The following is a 21,138-nucleotide window of genomic DNA, read 5'->3' on the forward strand; positions in this document are numbered from 1 at the left end:
GTCAGGCAGGTCGGTACGTCAGGTCGAGGACACCCTTGGGAAGGGCGGCCGACCGGACCAGTTCCAGCGGGACCGGCGGGGCGCCCTCCGGGAACAGGCGCATGCCGGTGCCGACGGCCAGCGGGTGGAGCAGCAGCCGCAGCTCGTCCAGCAGACCGGCGGCCAGCAGGGTGCGGACCAGGCTGATGCTGCCCGACAGCGCGATCGTGCCGCCCGGCTGGTCCTTGAGTTCCTTGACCGCCGCGACCAGGTCCCCCTCGATCAGCGTGGAGTTGTTCCAGGTGACCTCGGTCAAGGTGGTGGAGGCCACGACCTTGGCGATGCCGTTGATCGCCTCGGCCATCTCGTTGTCCTGGTGCGGCCACACGGCGGCGAACGCCTCGTAGGTGACGCGGCCCAGCAGCAGGGTGTCGGCCTCGGTGTACATGCCGCCCACCGCCGCGCCCATCTCGTCGCTCAGGTACGGGAAGTGCCACCGCTCCGGCGCCTCCACCACACCGTCCAGCGAGACGAACAGCCCAGCCACGATCTTCCTGCTCATAAGAAAGCTCCCGATCAGGTGAAACATTATGTGTACGGCGTCCACATCTGGTTGCGAGAGGATTGTGGCATACTCATGTGGACGCTGTACACATGAGAGGTTCCGGCCATGCCCGAGCGCTCCGGAAAACCCACCCGCGACACCTACCGCCACGGCAACCTGCATCAGGCGCTCCTGGAGGCGGGCACCGAACTGGCCCGTACCGGCGGCCCGGACGCGATCAGCTTGCGCGAGGTCACCCGGCAGGCCGGGGTCGCACCCAACGCCGCCTACCGGCACTTCCCCAACCGCGACGCCCTGGTGCAGGCGGTCTCTCTGCACGCCATGGCCGAACTCGCCCTCGCCATGGAGGAGGACCTCGCCGCTCTGCCACCGACCGACGACCCGACCCGGACGGCTCGCGCCCGCTTCCGCGCCGTCGGCACCGGCTACCTGCGCTTCGCCCGTACCGAACCCGGCCTGTTCCGCACCGCCTTCTACGTCCCCGACGACATGACCCAGGCCCAGGCCGCCGCCTCCACAGGGCAGGGCGGCATGACCCCGTTCGAGCTGCTCTGCGCCGCCCTGGACGGTCTGGTCACGTGCGGGCTGATGTCCCCCGAACGCCGTCCGGGAGCCGAGTTCCTGGTCTGGTCATGCGTCCACGGCCTGGCGGTGCTGCTCATCGACGGCCCGCTGCGCGGTCTCCCCGACGAGGTCGTCGATCCCGCCGTACACGACCTGATCGACCTCATCGAAAAGGGCCTACGGCCAGACGCCTGACCCGAGGACACACCCGGCCGGCCGCTGACCCGCCAACCGCTGCTCTGACAGCACATCGGGTCCGGGCCGCTCGCCTACGGGCAGCCCGGGAAGCGTCTCAGGGCTCCTCTTCTCCCCGGAGCGGGGTGGTCTGAGTATTTCGCCGGGTGCGCTGGTAGTACGACCAACCGGCGACCGGTAGCGCGATCACCCATGCCAGGAAAACGGGCAGGCCGATGAACGCACCGGTCAGGGTGAACGGATCGTCCGGACTCGCCTCGGCGATGGCACGAGGAATCCGCACGGGCAAGGTGAGCGAGTAGCCCACCATCAGGACGGAGCCCAGGACGGTCGGGGTGAGCGGAAACCATGGCGGGACCCGGCGTCCGCCCAGCCAGGGGATCCACCGGGGATAGATCAGCCCCCAATCGCTGATCAGACCGAGTGACAGGATTCCGCCGAGGACGGCGAGCAGCGTCAGCAGCCCGAGGTACATGGCGCCCGCAGGGATGCCCAGGATTCCGTCGGGATAGCTCTCCGTGCCGTGACCGCGGCCGTGATACCAGGCGTCGAAGCTCGCTTCATGGGCCAGGAACGGGATTCCCAGCATCCAGGCGATATGCAACGGCACGAATCCGAGGACGGGAGCCGCCCAGCCCACTGTGCCGGCGATACGCGCCCAGCGGGGTGGCAGCGGAACTGCTAATCGTGTCATAGCCGCAGGATCCACGGCGCCGCCTGTGACGAGTCTGAGAGACGCTGATGAGTCTCTCAGACTCGGTCACAACTGACCTGCCTGCCGCGGCCGGAGTTCGCCGTACCTGCTTCCGATGAAGCCGCGGATTGAGCAGCTGCTCGCCCAGGACGAACTGCGAAACACCCGGCGTTCGGGCCGAGTACGGCTTTGGCTTGCCGGCTGTCCTCGGGGCTCATGCGATCAACCATGTCCGGGCCGCGCTCGAGTCAGCCGAGTTGAAGAAGTCAGTGCAGCATCGCTGCTTTGTGCAGCAGCACTGAGCGTTCGCGCTGGTTGGCGCACAGCCGGGCCGCCAGTTCCAGCTCGGCGCGCGCTTCCGATCGCCGTCCGAGTCGGGCCAGCAGCTCACCACGTACGGTCGGGACCAGATGCGAACCGGGGAGCCGGTCCGCGGCGATCAGCTCGTCGACGATGGCCAGGGCTTGGGCCGGGCCCGAGGACATGGCGACGGCGACGGCCCGGTTGAGCTCGACCACCGGTGAGGGCGCGACCCGGCCGAGTGCCTCAAAAAGCACCACAATCCGGTCCCAGTCGGTCGCCTCCACCGAGGGCGCTGCCGCGTGGGTGGCGGCGATCGCGGCCTGCAGGCCGTAGGGGCCGAGGCCACGGGACGCTGCCTTGGCCAGCGCGGCCGTCCCACGCCGGATCGCCGAGTAGTCCCACCGCCGCCGGTCCTGATCGTCGAGCAGGACCGGCGAACCGTCCCGCCCGGTCCGGGCCGGGAAGCGCGCGGCCGTCAGCTCGCACAACGCCAGCAGGCCGTGCACCTCCGGCTCGTCCGGCAGGAGCGCGGCCAGCGTGCGGGCCAGCCGGACCGCCTCGTACGCGACGTCGGGGCGCAGCAGCCCGTCGCCCGACGTGGCCGTCGCCCCCTCGGTGAAGATCACGTAGATGACGCTGAGCACGCCACCCAGCCGCTCCCGGCGCTCGGCGGCCGGCGGAAGCTCGAACGGGACCCCGGCCGCCGCGATGGTCTTCTTGCCCCGGGTGATGCGGGCCTGCACGGTCGGTACGGGCACGAGGAACGCGTGTGACAGGGAATGGGCTCTTCCCTGTCACATCGGGCTACGGCGCGCGGCGGACGCTCAGTCGTCGTCGCCTTGCTCATCCTCCTGCCGAGCCTCGTTCTTGTCGGCGGCCCATTGAGCCCGGCGATCGAGCTGCTCCTTCTCAGGAGCGTTGCTGACGTCCGGTGCTCAACGAGGACGAAGCGATGGGATGAGCGCGGCGATGGCGTCGAGGATGCGATCGAGTCCATGCCGGAAGCGTTCCTCGGGGGCGAGGTGGGCGGTGCGGGAGTCGAGAACCGATCGGTTGAACAGGGGGAAGGCGCCGGATTCGACGACCTGGCGGACATAAGGTCCCATGTAGTCCCGCTTCCAGCGCTCGGGGTCCAGGCCGGTGCGGCGAGCCTCCTCCAGCCAGCCGATCTCGCGGCGGATCGCGCTGTGTACGTAGTCGTTCAGCATGCCGGCGAAGCCGGTGATGTCGTCGATGTCGAGCCCGGTCCCGTTGAAGGCGCTGAGTGCGAACTCGTGCACGCGCAGCAGGTGGGGGCCCAGCGTGGGCCGGCTGGTGAGCAGCGCGATCAGCCAAGGGTGGCGTAGGCCGGCGGCGCGGGTCTGCCGGGCCAGCAGCGTCAGGTCGCCGCGCCAGTCACCGGACGGGCCGTCGGGGAGCTCGATCTCGCTCATCGCCAGGTCGATCATGAGGTCGAACAGGTCGTCGCGCCGGGGTACGTAGCGGTAGAGCGACATGGCGCCGGTGCCCAGCTCGCCCGCGATCCGCCGCATGGTCGCGGCCTCCACTCCTTCGGCGTCGGCGATCCGGACGGCCGTTCGAGTGATCTGCTCACGGCTGTAGCCGGGGCGCCGTCCCGGGCCGGAGCGCTCGTGCCCCTCCGGCTGCATCCAAATGCTGGTCGCTTCCTCGTCGGCCATGCGCATCCCTCCCCTTCCATTTGCGTACATGGTACCTGAATGGTTATGGTCCATTCACGTACGAGGTACGCGAATTGGAGGACGTATGGACCGATCTCTTCGTGTGGGCCTGATCGGCGTGATGCTGGGCATGATCACAGCCCCGTTGGACGGCATGATGCTCGGCCCGGCGCTGCCGGTGATCGTGAAAGACCTCGGCGGGCTGGAGTACTTCTCCTGGGTGGCAACCGGCTACCTGATCTGCATGGCCGCCACGACGCCGATCTGGGGCAAACTCGGCGACCTGTACGGCCGCAAGGTCGTCTACATGGCCGCGATCGCGATGTTCCTGCTGGGGTCCGGGCTGTCGGGAGCCGCGCAGGACATGATCCAGCTCGTCGGCTTCCGCATGGTCCAGGGACTGGGCGCGGGCGGCCTGATGACCGGAGCACTGGCCTTGATCGGCGAGCTCGTGCCGCCCCGGCACAGCGGCAAGCTCATGGGGCTGTTCGGGGTCATGATGCCGATCGCCTTCATCGCCGGGCCGCTGCTCGGCGGCCTGTTCGCCGACGTGGGCTGGCGGTGGGCGTTCTTCGTCAACCTGCCCGTCGGCGCGGCGGCCCTGCTGCTCATCGGCGCCGCCGTACGGCTGGAGCCGCGCCGGATCAGGGCGCGCATCGACTATCCCGGAGCGCTGCTGCTGACAGTGGTCCTGGTCGCACTCAGCCTGGTCGCCAGCTGGGGTGGCACCCAGTACGGCTGGGGATCGGCCCCGATCCTCGCCCTAATCCTCGTCGGGCTGGTGGCGCTGGCCGCCCTGCTGTTGGTGGAACGGCGCGCGGCCGAGCCGATCGTCCCGCTACGCCTGTTCACCGACCGCAACTTCACCCTCGCCCAGGTCATCCGCTTCCTCGGCGGCGTCGGCATGGTGGTGGCGGCCACGTTCCTGCCCCAGTACATGCAGCTGGTCCACGGCGCCTCACCGATCGCCAGCGGGCTGCTGATCCTGCCCGCCATGCTCGGCATGGTCGCCGTGCTGATCGGCACCGGCCGGCTCATCAGCCGCAACGGCCGCTACCGGATCTACCCGATCCTCGGCGGCGCGACCGTGACGGCCGGCATGCTCGCGCTGATCCTGCTGCGCCCCGGCATCAACCTGGCGCTCGCCTCCGCCCTGACGCTGATCGGCGGCCTCGGGGTGGGCCTGCTGATGCAGTCCACCACGATCATCACCATCAACAGCGCCGAGCCGCGGGACATGGGCGCGGCCAGCGGCTCGGTCACCCTCTGGCACACCATGGGCGCCTCACTGGGCGTGGCCGCCCTCGGCGCCCTGTACACCGCCCGGCTCCAGGACACCCTCGTCGACCGCCTCGGCACGGAGGCCGCCACCCGGATCGCCTTGACGCCCGAAGCGCTCGGCCGGCTCACGCCCGCCGCGCGGGAGGCCGTTCGCCTCGCCGTCTCCGACGGCATCCACGCCATGGCGCTCGGGGCCGCCGCGCTGGGCGCCGTCGCCTTCGCGCTGGCTTGGTTCATCCGCGAGGTCCCCTTGCGTGACGGTGCCCCGCCGGCCGAGCCCGCCACTGCGGCCGCGTGAGGCCGGGCGACCATGCCAAAGAGTGTGAAAGTGCATCTCGTGATGGACGTCATCTGCGTCCACTCCTACCTCGGCTACACCCGCTTCGCCCGCGCCGCGGACCGGCTCAGGGCCGAGGGCCTGCCGGTGGCGGTGGAGTTCCTGCCCTTCGAGCTCGCCCCGGGTGCCCCGGCCGACGGGCGTCCGCTGCTGGGGGTCCTGGAACAGACCTTCGGTCCGCAAGCGGCCGCCGGCGCGCTCGCCTTCGCCGAACGCGCGGCCGGTGAGGGTCTGCGGCTGGAGTACGGCAAGGCGATCGCCACCGGCACCTTCGATGCTCACCGCCTCATCGCCGACGCCGCGCGACAGGGCAAGGCCGAGCTGATGGCCGAACGCCTGTTTCGCGCCCACTTCACCGACGGGCTGCACATCGGCGACCTCGCCACGCTCGCCCGGCTGGCCGCCAAGGTCGGCATCACCACCGGCCACGTGCCTTCCCAGGAAGTGCGCGCCCGGCTCGACCGCGTGCGCCGCCTCGGCATCACCGGCGTGCCGATCTTCCTCATCGAGGGCCTGGCCCCGCTCACCGGATCCCAGACCGAGACCACCTTGCTGGCGGCCCTGCGACAGGCCGCCAGCACGAAAGGAGAACACCGTGACCACTGACCCGCTGAGGCTGGCCGTCATTGTCGGCAGCGTCCGCGACGGCCGTTTCGGCCCGACCGTGGCAGGCTGGTTCGCCGGCCAGGCCGCGTCCCGCCCGGACCTGGACGTCGATGTGATCGACCTGGCCGAGGTGCCGATCGGCGGGGCGGCCCCGTCGATGTCCGCACCTACGCCGGTGCTGGAGGCCCTGGGCGGATTGACACCGCGGCTGACGGCCGCCGACGCGTTCGTGGTGGTGACACCCGAGTACAACCACAGCTACCCGGCCGCACTGAAGAACGTCATCGACTGGCACAACCAGCAGTTCCACGCCAAACCGGTGGCGTTCGTCTCCTACGGCGGCCTCTCCGGAGGCCTGCGCGCGGTGGAGCACCTGCGTGCCGTCTTCGCCGAGCTGCACGCCGTCACCACCCGCGACACCGTCAGCTTCCACGGCGCGTGGGAGTGCTTCGACGGCAACGGACAACCGAAGGACCGGGTCGGCCCGGCCGCGGCCGCCAAGACCCTGCTGGACCAGGTGACCTGGTGGGCGCGCATTCTGCGCGACGCCAAGGCCATCACCCCCTACACCGCATGAAGCAGAAAGGCATGATCATGACATTGACCGGCAAGACGGCGCTGGTGACCGGCGCGAGCCGGGGCATCGGCCGCGCGATCGCCACCCGGTTGGGCCGCGAAGGCGCCCGGGTCGCCGTGCACTACGGCGGCAACCACGCCGCCGCCAAGGACACCGTCGCCGCCATCGAAGCGGCCGGCGGGCGGGCCTTCGCCGTCCAGGCCGAGCTGGGCGCGCCCGGTGACGCCGAAGCTCTGTGGACCGCCTTCGACGCGCACGCCGACAGGCTGGACATCCTGGTCAACAACGCGGGCATCCTCGGCGGCCAGAGCGAGATCGACGGCGTCACCCGGGAGGGCCTTGAGCGCCTGTTCGCGGTCAACACCACCGCCCCGTTCCTCATCACCCAGCAAGCCCTGCCACGGCTGCGCGACGGCGGACGGATCATCACCGTGGGCACCATGCTGACCCGCGGGGCGGCCATGCCCAGGGCGATCGACTACGCCATGTCCAAGGCCGCACTCGACGTCATGACCGTCGCCCTGGCCAAGCAGCTCGGGCCGCGCGGCATCACGGTCAACCTCGTGGCCCCCGGCGTCATCGACACCGACATGCACGAAGGACGCCTGGTCGGCGAGGCCCTGGCCTGGCTGTCATCACAGACCCCCCTCGGCCGGCTCGGCACGCCCACCGACGTGGCCGATACCATCGCCTTCCTGGCCTCCGACGACAGCCGCTACATCACTGGACACCGGCTCGACGTCTCAGGCGGGACGACCATGTAGACCCGCGCCACCGAGTGGCCCCATGCTCGTCTGCTCGCTCCGGCTCGGCGTCCTCCTCCCGAAGCTGACCCCAGCCCCAAAGCGTCGAAGACAACACGTTCCCTGTCACATAGGAGCCCGCCGGTGATCCACGAACCCGCGCCAAGCCCCACCCCCGACCGACAGCGCGCCGCAGACGCACTCGCCCGGCCGTTAGAGACCGCCGCCGCGGCGATGAACGCGCTCATGGACACCGAGTCCATCCTCCGCAACGCGGAGGACTACCGATCCCCGTGACCACGGCCAAGGTCCTGCCGCTCACCAGCGGCCCGACGCTGGCCAATGCCGCCACCGCGTTCCTGAACCGCCGGGATCTGGACGGCGACACCCTGCGCTCCTATCGCCAGACGCTGACCCGCCTGTGCACCGAGCTCGAAAGAGGCGTGGCGATCTCCGCACTGGACAGACCGGCGACCACACGCAGGGTCAGCGCCACCTGGGCCTCGCGGGAGAGCACCGGGTGGCAGCTGACGAACATCAACGCCAGTACGTCGTCATCGATCTTGTCGGGATCGGGTTCTTCGGCGACCACCGAGCCGGCCGCCAGCAGGGCGTACCGGCCCAGGAGAGCGGCCCGGCGGCGGATCGCGTCGATCGCCCGTCGCCGGGCCGTGGCCATCAGCCAGCCGGCCGGATTGACCGGAGGGTCGAGTGGCCATGACACCAGTGCCTCGGCCACCGCATCCTGGGCCGCGTCCTCGGCCACGCCGAAATCGCCGGTGAATCGGGTCAGCGCGGCGACGATCCGCGCCGACTCGATCCGCCAGACGGCCTCGACGTCGGCCGTACCGATCAGACGTTGTTCTCGCGTCCGGCCGCGTCCTTGATCATTCACTGACCTGCGGGACCTCGTCGCTTCCAGGCACCCGCCGGACCTCGACCTTGGCCCCGGGGGCCGCCGGGACCCGCTTGGCCCACTCCACCGCCTCGTGCTTCGAGGCGACGTCGAGCAGGAAGAAGCCCCCGAACAGTTCCTTGGTCTCGCCGTACGGCCCGTCCGTGACCACCGGGGCCTCGCCGCTGAAGTCGACGACGACGCCCTGTCGCGGATCGTCCAGCCCCTCCGCCGCAAGGAGAACGCCGGCCTTGACCGTCTCCTCGATGAACTGGCGGGTCGCGGCCATCATCTCGTCGATGTCGGCCATCATGGCCGCGTTCGACTCGTCGGTGCCTCGCATGATCAGCAGGTACTTCGACATTGTGTACTCCTCGTCCGCCGGGGCCGCCTCCCGACCCTCGCACCCACTCGTCGAACGAGCCACCCGCAGATCGACACCGCACCGAAAATCTTCCACCGCGACGCAGCCGATGAGCCGGACGCGGACTCTGGCCAGCATTCCTACTTCTGCTGCTCTTCTTCGCGTTTCACTTTCTCAGTGATCGTTTGGGTCTGGGCTCTGACGTCGTCGAGGGCGGCGCGGATGGCTGCGTGGTGCTGAGCCCATTCGGCGCGAAAGCGATCTCCGGCGGGTCCGGCCCAGATGGTGGTGTCGCTGGTGGCGTCGATCGCTTGCAGGGTGCGTTCGATGTCGTCTGCGGCCTGGGCGATGACGTGCATGTCTGCTTGCCACTCGCTTATGCGGTCAGGCATGGTGCGCTTCCTGGTTTCCGGCGGACAACATCTCGGCGATGTGCTGGGACAAGGTCGCCGTACTCACCGATCTGGCGGTGATCCCCGTCGGCGCATGGGGGCTGTCCACGAGCACGGCCCAGACCGCCCGGTCGGTGACGTACGTCGTCAACATGGGTCCGGGAGGATCGCTGAGGAGAACGAGCTCCGCGACGATACGGGCGTTGTCGATCACTGCCGCGAGCGGGCCGACATGTTCGCGGTCTAGAGCTGAGGGGTCCAAGGGGGTGAGAGGGCCGTCCTGGTCTGCCACGCCGAAGGGATCCAGGAGGGGTTGTACGAGGTTAACCGCTTCGTGCACTTTGTCGGCCAGGGTGAACAGGTGCATGCCTCCTGCGGTGATGCGTTCCACCAGGAGCAGGTTGGCAGCGTGGATGTGGACGTAGCCGAACGCTGTGCCGGCGGCGGTGTGCTGGGTAATGGCCAGCGCGCGGTCGGCGGTGCGGCGGAGAGCGAGGGCGAGATCGACGTCCATCCTGATGCGCATGTCGGCCGCGGCCTCTTGTGCGCCGTACAGGGCGGCGTCGAGCTCTTCGATGTTGTGGATCTCGACGACTTCGCGAGACACCAGGGAGCGCAGGGCTGTCGCCATGGCCCATTCGCGTTGCTGGGTGTCCATGGCGGACAGGCACGGTTTGGGGATGAACGTCTCTTCGGGGTCGAGGACGGCGAGTTCCTCGTCGGTCAACCGGACCAGCGGTTGCGTGCCGCCCTCGGCCAGGGCCTCGCTGATCTGCGTACGGAAGTCAGCCAGCTCCATGTCCAGGCGTACGTCCACCGTCGATCAGCCCTTCGCACGGCGGACATCGACTCTCCGGACGATCCGCAGACCAGCGATGTCCAGATGATCCATGTCGGTTCCGGTGAGCACCATGATGGGGATGTAGGCGATGTAGAGGAAGCCCCACAGCCAACGGTGGGTCGCCTGGCCGATGGCGGGCTTCTCAAGGTCGCTCGTGCGAACGGTTCTCAAGCCGGTCAATAGCTTGCCGACGCTTCCCCCCGTCGCGATCGTCACGAGCACGTGGTTGCAGAAGGACATCACTAGCAGCGCTCCGACGAAGGTCGGCCAGTAGTAGATGGTTTCGATCAGCGGATCGCTAGCAATGATGCCGGCCAGCAGCGCGAGCAGACCGTCCACGCTGGGCGGAATGATGCGGCGGTTACTGCTCGCGCGCGGCGGAACTTCGGTTGACGTCATAATGCCTCCGCACATCAAGAGACCTGAGGATTCACCAGAACTTGTATTTCTCGATGAAGTTTTTCGCGCCTTGTAAGGCCTTGCCTGCGCCAGCCTTGATGCCGTCTCCCCAGTTGTCCCACGCCCAACTCCCCAGGAAGTAGGCGCCGGCCACTCCAAGTGCGACCCAGCCGGCTACGGGTACCGCTGCTGCCACTGCGGCCGATGCTCCAAGCGCGGTGGCCATCCCCGCACCGCCCATGACCGCGATCGCACCGCCTGTCTGGACGACGCCCATGCCACGATCTACCCAGCTCTGGGCACCGTCGTGCGTCGGGGCCACCGTCTCTTTGACACCAGTGACGACGGCCGCCGCGAGGCTGAGCCGTGCAAATATCCCGACACCTGGAGCGTTCTTGGTCAGGAATTCTGCGCCAGGGAGTTTCGCTCGCTTCATCGTGGCGGACAGCGTCTGCTGCCACTGCCACGGCTGCTTGTATAGGTCTTGTATTTTCCGAGCCGTAAGCGTCTCGGAGATCAACTCGGAGAGCTTGCGGTTACCAGGGATGGCTCCCATGTAGCGGCGGATCTCGTAGATGGCACGAGCGCCGGCCACATTTCTTCCTTGCGCCCACTGTTTCTGCAGTTGAACGGCGGCATCCACACCACTGAGGATCGCGAGCACTTTGAGCGGCTTGGTCACCGCCTGGGCCTTGGCTTTATGTTGCTCCCAAAAGTCCAGACTGGAGGTCATGGCCGCGAACAGGACCGCGCCCTCAGGGTCCTGTTCCAGGAGACCTGCGCGACGCCGGATGTCCTTAGCCTGATCTTGTGCCCATGAGGCACGCGCCGGAAACGAGGCCACCCGGCTGACGTCACCGTTCCAGCGCTCGAGAAGCCTCCGGATCACCGCCCCCTGGACCACGAGCGACCCGCCCGCAACCTCGGCAGCAGCTGCCAGGTTCCGAGCTTGCTCCGGCTTCATCCCGACCAGACTCATCAGATCGAGCGTAGAGCCGAGGACACGACCATGCAGCGAGATATATATCGGCGATATACCGGAGACGAATGTGCGCGAAGGATTGAGCAACTATCGACGCGTCACATTCATCGACCCGGACTCCACTTTCCGTACATGGACGGAGGACAATTGCACGAGCTTGTTCCGCTTTGACGCCCTGACCGAAGAGGTAAGGAGTTGATGTGGTCCTGTTCGACTTTGTCTAGGGCGGGCTGGGGTGTGCGGGCGGGCCGGCCTGCTAGGGCGAGGCTCGGGAAGAGGGCGAACGGCCGACGAATCTGACCGAGACGGCGATGGTGTGGTCTGTGGTCAGGCCGAGGACGCCCTTGTCCAAGAGTTCTGGTGGCGAAGCCGGCCAAGTTCGGGGCCCGGACTGCCCGGCCCGTGGCGGATCTCGACCAGCCAGAGGCCGTCGTTCGTCAAGCGGTGGTTACGGGTGTCCCGCGGTTGGTCCAGGGCGATCCTCGCGCTCTCAGGATTAATCTTCCGCAGCCGCCGGCCACCGCCCTATAGTCGCCGGGTGAGCGATCTCCAGCCGGGCGTTTACCAGCATTTGATCACTCGGGAGCTCGGTGGCCGACTGCGTGCGGTCCACGATCGGGAGCTGATCGACCGGCGGTCGCTGGACCTGGCCGACTCCCACGAGACGCTGGCCCGGCATCTGGGCGCGCTCACCCGTCGGGCGTTGCGTTCCGTACGGGGCGAAAACGACACGGTACGGCTGGCCCGGCAGGTTGAGATCGTCAACCGCATCGCCGGCCTCATCGGCGAGCTCGTGCCCGAGGCAGCCTCACCTGACGAGCTGGTGGAGGCGTCCGAGGAACTGCTGGGCCTCGCCAGGGGGCGAGACGCGGCCGGGCAGGTGCGGTTCCCGGCACGGCCGGTCATTCCCCTCACGGGGAGTGCGTTGCTGGTCAACGGCCGCGGCCAGCCGGAGATCGGCCATGAGCTCAAACGCGAGCTGGCTTCGGCCGATCGGGTGGATCTGCTGTGCGCGTTCGTCAAGTGGAATGGCGTGCGGGTGCTGGCGGAGGCGATCGAGGAGTTCATAGCGCGCGGCGGCCGGCTGAGGGTGGTGACCACCACCTACATCGGAGCCACCGACCGCCTCGCCCTCGACCGGCTGGCAGCTATGGGGGCCGAAATCCGGGTTTCCTACGACACTCGGATGACCCGCCTGCACGCCAAGGCCTGGCTGTTTCATCGGGGCAACGGCCTGTCCACGGCTTATGTGGGGTCGTCCAACCTGTCACAGACGGCACTCAGCCATGGGCTGGAGTGGAACGTCCGTCTGGCGCAGGCCGAGCAGCCGCATCTGATCGACACCTTCACCGCCACGTTCGACGACTACTGGGGCGATCCGTCGTTCGAGCCGTACGACCCGGCGCAGGACGCCGACCGGCTCGATCGCGCCCTGTCCGCGGAGCGGGCCGGCGGGCGGCCGGTCGTGCTCGACTTCGCGCACGTGGACGTCCGCCCGTACTCCTACCAGCGGGAGATTCTCGACGAGCTCGCCGCCGAACGGCAGATCCACGACCGGTGGCGCAACCTGGTCGTCATGGCCACCGGTACGGGCAAGACCGTGGTCGCCGCGCTCGACTACCGTGACCTGCACCGGGCAGGGAAGGCGCAGTCGTTGTTGTTCGTCGCGCACCGCGCGGAGATCCTGCGGCAGAGTCTGCTCACTTTCCGCCAGGCGATGCGGGACGAGACGTTCGGCGAACTGTACGTCGGCGGCTCACGGCCCGAGCAGTGGCGGCACGTGTTCGCCTCAATCCAGACCTTGCACGCTAATCCGCTGCCGCATCCCGACCGGTTCGACATGGTGATCGTGGACGAGTTCCACCATTCCGAGGCCGCCACGTACCGGCAGCTGCTCTCCGCGGTACGGCCCAAGGTGCTTCTGGGTTTGACCGCCACGCCGGAACGCGCCGACGGGCAGGACATCAAACACTGGTTCGACGGCCGGATTGCCGCCGAGCTACGGCTGTGGGAGGCGCTGGAGCGTGGGCTGCTGGCCCCGTTCCAGTATTTCGGCGTCCACGACGGCACGGACCTGCGTCAGATCGGCTGGCGACGGGGGCAGGGTTACGACCTCGCCGCGCTTTCGAACGTCTACACCGGCAACGACCGTCGTGCCGCTGTGGTGCTGGAAACGCTGCAACGCAAGGTCGGCGATGTCGGACGGATGCGGGCTATCGGCTTCTGCGTGAGTATCGACCATGCCCGGTTCATGGCCGACCGCTTCACCCAAGCCGGACTGCCGTCGGTGGCGGTCACCGCGCACAGCCCGGACGGCGAGCGTGCCCAGGCGCTGCGCGACCTGCGCGACCGTCGCATCAACGCCGTGTTCACCGTCGATCTCTTCAACGAAGGCGTCGATGTACCCGAGATCGACACCGTGCTCTTCCTGCGGCCCACCGACAGCGCCACCGTTTTCCTGCAGCAGCTCGGACGCGGTCTGCGGCTGGCCGACGACAAACCATGCCTCACCGTGCTCGACTTCGTCGGCCACCAGCACAAGCAGTTCCGCTTCGACCGCCGTTACCGGGCGCTCACCGGCGCGAGCCGTACCGGCATCGCGCGGGAGATCGAGCAAGGGTTCCCGACGCTGCCCGCCGGCTGCGTGATCGACCTCGACCGGGACGTACGCCGGCTCGTGCTCGAGAACGTCCGGCAGGCACTCAACCTGAACTGGCGGGACCTCTCACGTGAGCTGCGCGAGCTCGGCGACCTCAGCCTTCCCGAGTTCCTGCGGGAGACCGGGCTGGACGTCGAGGACCTCTACCGTCGCAGCCGCCAGGGCTGGGCCTCCCTCCGGCACTCCGCGGGCTTCGACCCCGCGCCGCCCGACAAGGAGCTCGGACGCGCCTTCGGCCGGATGCTGCACATCGACGACGTCGAACGCCTCACCTTCCTGAGCGACGTGCTGGCCGGGCGGAAGCCGCAGTCACCCCGCGAGCTGCGGCTGCTGGCGATGCTGGACGCGATGCTGTGGGGCGGCACCGAGCCCATGTCCGGAATGGAAGCCCGGCTTGCTCGCCTCACTGGCGCTCGCGCCGCGGAGCTCGGAGAGCTCACAGAGGTGCTCAGATCGGGGCTGCGTCACGTCGCCTCTCCCCTGGACCACGTCGTGCCGTTGCGCGTCCACGCTCGCTACAGCAAGAACGAGGTACTCGCCGCCTTCGGCATCGACAAGCCCGCGCACATGCGGGAAGGGGTCAAGTACGTGCCGGAGCACCGGGCCGACTTGTTCTTCGTCACGATCGACAAGTCCGAGGACGCCTACTCCCCCACCACGCTGTACCACGACCGGGCGATCAGCGACGAACTCTTCCAATGGGAGTCGCAGAGCACCCTGCGCCTCTCGACCGCCACCGCCCGCCGTTACCTCACGGGCGAGTCCACGGTCCATCTCCTCATCAGACAGTCGAAGCGCGACGAGGGGCTCGGCGCTCCGCCCTACACGTACGCGGGTCCCATGCGCTACGTGAGCCACGAGGGCGAGCGGCCCATCCGCTTCGTCTGGCGCCTCGACCACCCGCTCCCGCCCGAGGTCTTCCACTACGCCAAGACCACCGCAGGCTAAAGGGCGGTCCGCGGGCCGGTGCGGGTTGCGTTGGCCGGCCCGTTGTTCGGGGCGTTTTTGGGTGAGGTCAGGGTGTTTGGGGCGGAGTGAGGTTGAGGGTTGTGTTCGGGGTGCGGGTTCCGGAGGTGAGGTTGCCGAAGCGGCGGACGGCTTGGTAGTACGACCAGGCCATGCTGCGGCACGTTACCGTGCGCAGCAGGGTTTTGGCGCGGCTGCAGGCCTGGCGCATGTCGCGGAGGAAGGCGTTGTCGATGCGGGCCTTGTTCTCGGCGAAGAGGCCGTGGCTGCGGTAGTTGCGGTAGCCGAAGTCGTGGCGTCGGCAAGCCATGCGGAAGTCGAAGGTGAACAGCTGGTCGGCGGCGCCGGTGCAGCCGTCGGTGGACCAGTCGAAGTTGAAGGCGGCATACCTGCGCTGGTTGTCGTAGGCGAGTCGCCAGGCGGCGGCGCTGGACGAAGTGGGCTGGGTGAGCAGGGCCAGCGCGGTGAGCTTCTGTTCCGTCGTCGCCTCCGAAGGTACGGAGGCAAGGGCGGGAGGTGCGAAGCCGACGGTGGTGACCAGTGCGGCTGTGGCGAGAGCGGCGCGGGATCGTCCTGCCATGAGAACCTGCTTCGTGTCCGGGGCCGGAACCTGTCACGGCAAGCCTCACCTGGCCGCCCGGCGACGCGCCGCAGCGTCGCGTAATGCCGGAGCAGGTGTCCTCCAACGTTTTGCCCTGGCGGACGACCCGGCGGTTCGAGGACGCCGCGCCCCCGGCGGCGGCGGTCCAGGCAGCGCAGGGGTCCAGGCGGCGCGGCGGTCCAGGGACGTTCCGCCCCGAGCGGGGCGGCGCTTCCATGGGCCATCCCGGCTACAGGTGGGTCAGGCCTATGCCCACGAGGGCGAGGCTTGCTGTGCAGGCGGCTGTGCGGACGGTGTTCCAGGTGGTCCAGCGGGGGGCGTACTCGTGCCAGGGCATCGTGCCCGCGTCGAGGGCGTTGTTCATCGGTACGTTGATCGCGACGGTGACCAGGAACGACCCGATGGCGTTGACCCCGGCGGCGGCGAAGAACCACGGTGCGGCGGGGGCGTCCGCGAGCAGCCCGGCGAGCAGCGCCGCGGGCGGCGAGCCCATGAACACCACGTACAGCCAGGGGTTGAGGATCTTCCGGTTGACGCTGCGCATCGCGGCTTCGGCCTCGGCGGGCTGGATCGCGCCGAGGCCCGGCATGACCGACATGGAGAAGGCGTAGAAGAGGCCCGCGAGAGTGCCGTGCAGCACGAGGGCGATGAGTGCCACGGTCGTCATGCCTTCATGATCTGCTCTCACAGCCACGGCGACCATGGCGAGGACGCTCACCCGCATACGCAGACGTCCAGATACGCGGACGGGCCAATGCCCGCATGCACCCTCGAACGCCCACCTCTCCATGGAAAACGGACCAAGCCCGCCATCCGAGGACCATGCCATGGACGCCACGCATATGCGGGCGTCTTGCCTCCCCGGCGAGCGGAGCGTGACCACGGATCGACGGGTGCCCATACGCCCGGGCGTAGGAGTCGGAGCGTGTCCCTCAGTTTTCGCGCATTACGTACATAACCCCTGGTAGGGGACGGGGAACCGTGGTGTTCGGGGTGCGGGGGCGTGAGGGAGCGCGCATTCTGGGAGGGACGCCGTTGCGAGGAGTTCCGGTGACCCGGTATGCCGTCGATCCTGTACGCAATGCCCTGGTCGCGCACTGGAGCACCGGGATCGGTGACGTCGCCACCGATGTGGCCGCGTTGCCGTGCGACCGCGACGCCCTGCGGCTGGCCAACTGTCTGACGTACCTGTCGCAGGTCTGCTGGCGCTGCTACACGCATCCGGCCGGCGCGGCCGACCAGCACGGTCCCCACAGCGTGGGCTGGCATCGGCAGCGGGAGCGCGACTCGTTCGCCCAGGTGCTGCCCGCCCTGGTCACGCCCGGTGCCCGGCCCTCCGCCACCCGGATCGAGCAGGCGGCCCACCGCGTCGGGAGCGTCCTGCGGACCATGGACGCGCCCCGGCTCGCCGCCGCCGTGACCGCCGACGTCACCGACGAACTGGCCGCCGTCGAGCGCGCCGAGCTCGGCGACCTGTCGGCCCGCGCCCAGCAGGCCGTGGTCCTCAGCCGCGAGGACGCCTCGCCGCTGCAGGTCGCCCAGGCCGACACGCTCCTGCACGAGCACCCGTTCGGCAACGAGGCGCTGGTCACGCAGGTCGAGCCCACCGCCGCGGCCATCGCCGCCGCTCATTGGCTGTACGCGGCGGCCACCGTGACCGCACGCCGTACCGGACTGCACCCGACGCAGACGGCCACCCGGGCCGACCGCGTGAAGGCGCTCGCGCAGGAGAGCAGCGCCGAGGTCGTCGCGGCGATGAGCACGGGCGCCTCGGCCCGCCAGGTGGTCATGCCGCTGATCCGGCACACGCTGCACCTCGCCGAAGGACACCTGCACGGCGTCGCGGCGGCCAAGCGCCGTATCGACGCGGCCGAGGAACTCATCGCCCGCGCCAACGCCGACCACCGCGACCTCGACCTCAGCCTCGACGCGGTCTATCTGCCGATCACGTCGCTCAATCCGGCCCGTCCCGCTCCTGACCTGGTCGAGAACCTGCTGTCGGGCATCCACAGCTGCTGGATCCTGTACTGCGGGCGCGACGCCGTCCCCCGGCAGCACCGCCGCACCGAGGCGTTCGTCGCCGAGCTGCGCGACGAGGCGGCCCGGCGCCGCGAGGCGCTGCTCTGACAGGTTCAGGACGGTACGAGGATGCCGCGGCCCTGCAGGCGTCCGTGCTCGAGGTCGTCCATGGCCTCGTTGACCGCTTCGAGCGGGTACGTACGGGTGTGCAGGCGCACCTTGCCCTGCGCGGTCAGGGTCATCAGCTCGTCGAGGTCGTTGTAGGAGCCGACGAGGTTGCCGATGACGTTGATCTCGCTGGAGATGACGTCGATCGTGGGGATCTCGACCCGGCCGCCGTACCCGATCACGAAGTACGAACCCGCCCGGCGCAGCATCGCCACCCCTTCGTGCTCGGTCCCGCCCTCGCCGACGAAGTCGAACACCACGTGCGCGCCCTCCCCGCCGGTCAGGTCGGCGACCGCGGCGCCCTGACCGCCGTCGGCGAGGACGGTGTGCGTGGCGCCGAGGTCCTTGACCACGTCGAGCGCGGCGGCCGAGCGGTCGACGACGATGATCTCGGCCGGGGTCATCGCGGCCAGGCACTGCACGCCGATGTGGCCGAGCCCGCCGGCTCCGATCACGACGGCCCGCGTACCGGGATAGAGCAAAGGCACTGCCTTCCGTACGGCGTGATAGGCGGTCAGGCCGGCGTCGGCGAGCGCGGCGACGTCGGCGGGACGCAGGTTGGGGCCGAGCTTGACGACGGAACGGGCGCTGGTGAGCAGCAGTTCGGCCATGCCGCCGTCGGCGTCGATGCCGGGGAAGCGCGAGTTCGCGCAGTGCACGTCGTCGCCCGCGCGGCAGGCCCGGCACAGGCCGCACGTGACGAGCGGGTGCAGGATGACCGCGTCCCCCGGGCTGACGTTCGTCACCGCCGGGCCCGTCTCGCGGACCCATCCGGCGTTCTCGTGCCCGATCGTGTACGGCAGCCGCACGCCGGACTTGTCCGCCCACTGGCCCTCGACGATGTGCAGGTCGGTACGGCACAGCCCGGCGCCGCCGATCTCGACCAGCACGTCCAGCGGGCTCTGGACCTTGGGGTCCGGCACCTCCTCGACGACCGGGCGCTTGGTGTACTCGTGCAGGCGTACGGCTTTCATCGTCACTCCCTGGCCGGCGGAAAGGCTCTCCTCCGATCGTTGGTTCGGCCGGTATTGACGGTCAACGCCCGAAATTTCATGACACGCCAAGCGCCCGGCAAAGTCGCCTATCTGGAGAAATGGTCCTTGAGGATGACGCCGTGCACCCCGGTGGTCCTGTCGACCACCTGCGACACCTCGAAGTTCGTGGCCGCCGACAGGTAGGCGTACGCCACCGCCCGGTCCATGCCCTGGTCGTGCTCCAGGAAGTCGAGCGCGTTCACGACCGCCCGCCGCATGGCGATGTCGAGGTCGTTCACCTGACCGTTCAGTGAGCCGTCGGGGTCGGACAGGCCGATCGGCAGCCACGCCTCGGGCGTCTCACCGAACGGATAGCGGAACGCGACCGTCGGCGCGTCGCCCGACCCCGGCTTGCACACCGTCAGCCGGAACGTCACCCGCAGCGAGCCCTCCATCGCCGTCAGCGCCGCCTCGCCGCCGCCCATCGCGTGGTGCGGGTCACCGGTGTAGAACAGCGCGCCGTCCGCGAACACCGGCAGGTAGAACGTCGCGCCCGCACCGAGCAGGTTGATGTCGATGTTGCCGCCGCCGAGCGTCGGCGGGATCGAGTTCAGCGCCGGGTCGGTGGGGCCGCTCCCCTGGGCGAACGCGACGCCCATCATCCCCATGAACGGCCGCAGCGGGAACGTCACCTCGCCCCTCCTGCCGCGCTTCATGACCCCGCTCGGCACGCCGCCGCGCCCCCGCCTGACCGGCGTGAACACCGATACGTTCCCGTACGTCAGCGGATTCCCCGTGGGACGCCCGTCGGTCGCCACCGGCGGCATGACCTCGTCGAGGGTGATGCCGTCGGGCGAGCCGCCGCCCGCCGCACGCGCCAGCGCGCCCTTGCCGTGCCGGCTCGACACCACCCCGTACGGGACGCGCGGCACCAGCGACAGGATCTCGACCTTGAGGACGTCTCCCGGACGCGCGCCCGCGACGTGGATCGGCCCGGTCACGACGTGCGGCCCGTCGCGGTCGAAGTCGCGGTCCGTCCGGTCGTAGTCGCGGGCGATCGCGATCGCGTCCTGGAGGACCTGGGTACGGGGCACGCCGTGCCCGCCGAAGTAGGTGATCGGGTCGCGGCCCTGGTCCTCCAGGATGCCCTCGTGCGACACGGAGTCGACGGTGACCGTCTCGCCGGAACGCATCCGCAGCGCCGGGCGGGTGTCCGGTGCGGGGACGTACCCCCATAAGACCTGGTCGACGGCCGACGGCAGGTAGTGCCGACCGGGGATCGGGCCCTTGTGTGGCTGCAGGACCTCCTTCGGGAGGGTCACTTGGGGACGTTTGGTGGGCGTCTCCGCCAAGGCGGCACGGGCGCCCAGTGACGCGCCGCCCGCCCCCGCCATGACGGTGATGGCTCGCAGGAAGTTGCGCCGCCCGAGCTTGGCGATCAGGGCGTCCCGCACGCTTTCCGGCATTTTCATGGGTCTCCCTCCGACGTCTCTTGTGCTCGATCATGAACGAGGCTGGTTACGGCGGTGTTCGCGGGACGTTTCTCACGTACCGGACGGCGGTGCGGGCTCGTCCGACGGCGGGGGCAAACCCGCGGGAAGGCGATGGCCGGCGAGGTGGAAAAATCGGGAGGTCAGTCTGATTCGAAAGGCACTTGAGATGGCTCCGAACATCGCGACCGCACGCCAGGTCGAACTGCCCGAACTGCTCGACTTCCTCCGGCCCAGGCACCACGGCCTGCTGTCCACCACCCGCGCGGACGGCCGCCCGCAGCTCTCGCCGGTCGCCTGCGGCGTCGACGAGAGCGGCCGGATCGTGGTGTCGACGTACCCCGACCGGGCCAAGGCCCACAACGCGCGGCGCGACGACCGCGTCTCGATCTGCGTGCTGTCGGACGACTGGAACGGCCCGTACGTCCAGGTGGACGGGCACGCGGAGGTGCTCGACATGCCCGAGGCCCTGGAAGGGCTGGTGGAGTACTTCCGCTGCATCGCGGGCGAGCACCCCGACTGGGACGAGTACCGCGAGGCGATGCACCGCCAGGACAAATCGCTGATCCGCATCCATATCGACCGCTGGGGCCCCATCGCCACCGGCGGCTTCCCCGCCCGCCTGGTCACCGAGTAACCCACCACGCGCGTCCCGCGGCCGTCCACCCTCACCACCCGCCGAGCGCGCCCGGCGAGGTGGGAGTTGGGTGAGCGCCGCCTCGGTGGAGGCGGCGCGGCGAGACGGCCAGAGGACGAGCGCCGCCCCATAGAGGCGGCGCGGCGTGACGGTCAGAAGGTGACCGCTACCCCAACAGAGACAGCCGGACGTCACGATCAGAGCGTGACCGCCACCCCAACAGGAACA

Annotated in this window: 21 protein-coding genes and 3 pseudogenes; 9 read left to right on the forward strand and 15 right to left on the reverse strand. The window is 69.2% G+C overall.

Going from position 1 to position 21,138, the window contains the following annotated elements; translation table 11 throughout:
• Position 1: 1 nt before the first annotated feature.
• The gene (locus tag BLR04_RS24345; protein WP_090769404.1) at positions 2 to 541 is read right to left on the reverse strand and encodes a dihydrofolate reductase family protein; all 540 of its coding nucleotides are present in this window, start codon (positions 539 to 541) and stop codon (positions 2 to 4) included.
• 108 nt (positions 542 to 649) lie between these two features.
• Here BLR04_RS24345 and BLR04_RS24350 point away from each other — a divergent pair, with 108 nt between their 5' ends.
• Complete coding sequence (locus BLR04_RS24350) at positions 650 to 1,303, forward strand: TetR/AcrR family transcriptional regulator (protein WP_090769406.1); 654 nt, start codon at positions 650 to 652, stop codon at positions 1,301 to 1,303.
• Between the two features lie 97 nt (positions 1,304 to 1,400).
• Here BLR04_RS24350 and BLR04_RS24355 read toward each other — a convergent pair whose 3' ends face one another.
• The 3 genes and pseudogenes from BLR04_RS24355 to BLR04_RS24365 form a co-directional block, all read right to left on the reverse strand.
• The gene (locus tag BLR04_RS24355; RefSeq protein WP_090769408.1) at positions 1,401 to 1,913 is read right to left on the reverse strand and encodes a hypothetical protein; all 513 of its coding nucleotides are present in this window, start codon (positions 1,911 to 1,913) and stop codon (positions 1,401 to 1,403) included.
• A 350-nt stretch (positions 1,914 to 2,263) separates the two neighbouring features.
• Positions 2,264 to 3,076, reverse strand: a pseudogene (locus tag BLR04_RS24360) (RNA polymerase sigma factor); the annotation flags it as partial.
• 159 nt (positions 3,077 to 3,235) lie between these two features.
• Positions 3,236 to 3,979: a TetR/AcrR family transcriptional regulator gene (locus BLR04_RS24365; RefSeq protein WP_245740465.1), complete on the reverse strand. Its 744-nt coding sequence runs from the start codon at positions 3,977 to 3,979 to the stop codon at positions 3,236 to 3,238.
• A gap of 85 nt (positions 3,980 to 4,064) precedes the next feature.
• Here BLR04_RS24365 and BLR04_RS24370 point away from each other — a divergent pair, with 85 nt between their 5' ends.
• The 5 genes from BLR04_RS24370 (at position 4,065) to BLR04_RS40845 (ending at position 7,820) form a co-directional block, all read left to right on the forward strand.
• Positions 4,065 to 5,558 (forward strand): MDR family MFS transporter, encoded by a 1,494-nt coding sequence (locus tag BLR04_RS24370; protein ID WP_090769412.1) that lies wholly within the window; start codon positions 4,065 to 4,067, stop codon positions 5,556 to 5,558.
• Positions 5,559 to 5,582: 24 nt separating this feature from the next.
• Complete coding sequence (locus BLR04_RS24375; protein WP_176903266.1) at positions 5,583 to 6,203, forward strand: DsbA family oxidoreductase; 621 nt, start codon at positions 5,583 to 5,585, stop codon at positions 6,201 to 6,203.
• Positions 6,193 to 6,780 (forward strand): NADPH-dependent FMN reductase, encoded by a 588-nt coding sequence (locus tag BLR04_RS24380; protein ID WP_090769417.1) that lies wholly within the window; start codon positions 6,193 to 6,195, stop codon positions 6,778 to 6,780. Before BLR04_RS24375 ends, BLR04_RS24380 begins: the two co-directional genes overlap by 11 nt.
• Positions 6,781 to 6,791: 11 nt before the next feature.
• Positions 6,792 to 7,544 (forward strand): SDR family oxidoreductase, encoded by a 753-nt coding sequence (locus BLR04_RS24385; RefSeq protein WP_090769419.1) that lies wholly within the window; start codon positions 6,792 to 6,794, stop codon positions 7,542 to 7,544.
• 123 nt (positions 7,545 to 7,667) lie between these two features.
• Positions 7,668 to 7,820, forward strand: a complete 153-nt coding sequence (locus BLR04_RS40845; RefSeq protein ID WP_176903267.1) for a hypothetical protein — start codon at positions 7,668 to 7,670, stop codon at positions 7,818 to 7,820.
• A 148-nt stretch (positions 7,821 to 7,968) separates the two neighbouring features.
• Here BLR04_RS40845 and BLR04_RS24390 read toward each other — a convergent pair.
• The 7 genes and pseudogenes from BLR04_RS24390 to BLR04_RS42610 all read right to left on the reverse strand — a co-directional run.
• Positions 7,969 to 8,376: pseudogene (locus tag BLR04_RS24390) on the reverse strand (sigma factor); the annotation flags it as partial.
• Between the two features lie 34 nt (positions 8,377 to 8,410).
• The gene (locus BLR04_RS24395; protein ID WP_090769421.1) at positions 8,411 to 8,782 is read right to left on the reverse strand and encodes a YciI family protein; all 372 of its coding nucleotides are present in this window, start codon (positions 8,780 to 8,782) and stop codon (positions 8,411 to 8,413) included.
• A 140-nt stretch (positions 8,783 to 8,922) separates the two neighbouring features.
• The gene (locus tag BLR04_RS24400; RefSeq protein ID WP_143022177.1) at positions 8,923 to 9,141 is read right to left on the reverse strand and encodes a hypothetical protein; all 219 of its coding nucleotides are present in this window, start codon (positions 9,139 to 9,141) and stop codon (positions 8,923 to 8,925) included.
• A gap of 25 nt (positions 9,142 to 9,166) precedes the next feature.
• A complete protein-coding gene (locus tag BLR04_RS24405) occupies positions 9,167 to 9,991 on the reverse strand; it encodes a hypothetical protein (protein ID WP_218129137.1) in 825 nt (274 codons plus the stop codon).
• A 6-nt stretch (positions 9,992 to 9,997) separates the two neighbouring features.
• Positions 9,998 to 10,414 (reverse strand): RDD family protein, encoded by a 417-nt coding sequence (locus BLR04_RS24410; RefSeq protein ID WP_176903268.1) that lies wholly within the window; start codon positions 10,412 to 10,414, stop codon positions 9,998 to 10,000.
• A 31-nt stretch (positions 10,415 to 10,445) separates the two neighbouring features.
• On the reverse strand, positions 10,446 to 11,393 hold the full coding sequence (locus BLR04_RS24415; RefSeq protein ID WP_090769427.1) for a hypothetical protein: 948 nt from the start codon (positions 11,391 to 11,393) through the stop codon (positions 10,446 to 10,448).
• A 107-nt stretch (positions 11,394 to 11,500) separates the two neighbouring features.
• Positions 11,501 to 11,754 (reverse strand): annotated as a pseudogene (locus BLR04_RS42610) (hypothetical protein); the annotation flags it as partial.
• Between the two features lie 180 nt (positions 11,755 to 11,934).
• Here BLR04_RS42610 and BLR04_RS24420 point away from each other — a divergent pair.
• Entirely contained in the window at positions 11,935 to 15,003 is a 3,069-nt protein-coding gene (locus BLR04_RS24420) for a DEAD/DEAH box helicase (RefSeq protein WP_090769428.1), read from the forward strand.
• Positions 15,004 to 15,070: 67 nt separating this feature from the next.
• On the opposite strand, the gene BLR04_RS24425 is transcribed toward BLR04_RS24420, so the two are convergent.
• On the reverse strand, positions 15,071 to 15,601 hold the full coding sequence (locus tag BLR04_RS24425; RefSeq protein WP_090769430.1) for a phospholipase: 531 nt from the start codon (positions 15,599 to 15,601) through the stop codon (positions 15,071 to 15,073).
• 250 nt (positions 15,602 to 15,851) lie between these two features.
• A complete protein-coding gene (locus tag BLR04_RS24430; RefSeq protein ID WP_090769432.1) occupies positions 15,852 to 16,289 on the reverse strand; it encodes an anthrone oxygenase family protein in 438 nt (145 codons plus the stop codon).
• A gap of 383 nt (positions 16,290 to 16,672) precedes the next feature.
• On the opposite strand from BLR04_RS24430, the gene BLR04_RS24435 reads away from it, so the two are divergent.
• A complete protein-coding gene (locus BLR04_RS24435; protein ID WP_090769434.1) occupies positions 16,673 to 17,749 on the forward strand; it encodes a hypothetical protein in 1,077 nt (358 codons plus the stop codon).
• Between the two features lie 5 nt (positions 17,750 to 17,754).
• Here the strand turns inward: BLR04_RS24435 and BLR04_RS24440 are convergent, their stop codons facing one another.
• On the reverse strand, positions 17,755 to 18,783 hold the full coding sequence (locus BLR04_RS24440) for an NAD(P)-dependent alcohol dehydrogenase (RefSeq protein ID WP_090769435.1): 1,029 nt from the start codon (positions 18,781 to 18,783) through the stop codon (positions 17,755 to 17,757).
• A 107-nt stretch (positions 18,784 to 18,890) separates the two neighbouring features.
• Positions 18,891 to 20,255 (reverse strand): acetamidase/formamidase family protein, encoded by a 1,365-nt coding sequence (locus BLR04_RS24445; RefSeq protein WP_090769437.1) that lies wholly within the window; start codon positions 20,253 to 20,255, stop codon positions 18,891 to 18,893.
• A gap of 187 nt (positions 20,256 to 20,442) precedes the next feature.
• Between BLR04_RS24445 and BLR04_RS24450 the strand changes: the two genes are divergently transcribed.
• Positions 20,443 to 20,910: a PPOX class F420-dependent oxidoreductase gene (locus tag BLR04_RS24450; protein WP_090769439.1), complete on the forward strand. Its 468-nt coding sequence runs from the start codon at positions 20,443 to 20,445 to the stop codon at positions 20,908 to 20,910.
• Positions 20,911 to 21,138 lie beyond the last annotated feature (228 nt).

The sequence above is a fragment of the Nonomuraea maritima genome, assembly GCF_900100395.1.
In the GTDB taxonomy this organism is placed as follows: domain Bacteria; phylum Actinomycetota; class Actinomycetes; order Streptosporangiales; family Streptosporangiaceae; genus Nonomuraea; species Nonomuraea maritima.

Bases quoted from the DNA above. Each gene is read 5' to 3' on its own strand.
- BLR04_RS24395 (WP_090769421.1), bottom strand. From the start codon at position 8,782: ATGTCGAAGTACCTGCTGATCATGCGAGGCACCGACGAGTCGAACGCG.
- BLR04_RS24365 (WP_245740465.1), bottom strand. From the start codon at position 3,979: ATGGCCGACGAGGAAGCGACCAGCATTTGGATGCAGCCGGAGGGGCAC.
- BLR04_RS24415 (WP_090769427.1), bottom strand. From the start codon at position 11,393: ATGAGTCTGGTCGGGATGAAGCCGGAGCAAGCTCGGAACCTGGCAGCT.
- BLR04_RS24450 (WP_090769439.1), top strand. From the start codon at position 20,443: ATGGCTCCGAACATCGCGACCGCACGCCAGGTCGAACTGCCCGAACTG.
- BLR04_RS24445 (WP_090769437.1), bottom strand. From the start codon at position 20,255: ATGAAAATGCCGGAAAGCGTGCGGGACGCCCTGATCGCCAAGCTCGGG.
- BLR04_RS24410 (WP_176903268.1), bottom strand. From the start codon at position 10,414: ATGACGTCAACCGAAGTTCCGCCGCGCGCGAGCAGTAACCGCCGCATC.
- BLR04_RS24400 (WP_143022177.1), bottom strand. From the start codon at position 9,141: ATGCACGTCATCGCCCAGGCCGCAGACGACATCGAACGCACCCTGCAA.
- BLR04_RS24345 (WP_090769404.1), bottom strand. From the start codon at position 541: ATGAGCAGGAAGATCGTGGCTGGGCTGTTCGTCTCGCTGGACGGTGTG.
- BLR04_RS24385 (WP_090769419.1), top strand. From the start codon at position 6,792: ATGATCATGACATTGACCGGCAAGACGGCGCTGGTGACCGGCGCGAGC.
- BLR04_RS24425 (WP_090769430.1), bottom strand. From the start codon at position 15,601: ATGGCAGGACGATCCCGCGCCGCTCTCGCCACAGCCGCACTGGTCACC.
- BLR04_RS24430 (WP_090769432.1), bottom strand. From the start codon at position 16,289: ATGACGACCGTGGCACTCATCGCCCTCGTGCTGCACGGCACTCTCGCG.
- BLR04_RS24350 (WP_090769406.1), top strand. From the start codon at position 650: ATGCCCGAGCGCTCCGGAAAACCCACCCGCGACACCTACCGCCACGGC.
- BLR04_RS24370 (WP_090769412.1), top strand. From the start codon at position 4,065: ATGGACCGATCTCTTCGTGTGGGCCTGATCGGCGTGATGCTGGGCATG.
- BLR04_RS24440 (WP_090769435.1), bottom strand. From the start codon at position 18,783: ATGAAAGCCGTACGCCTGCACGAGTACACCAAGCGCCCGGTCGTCGAG.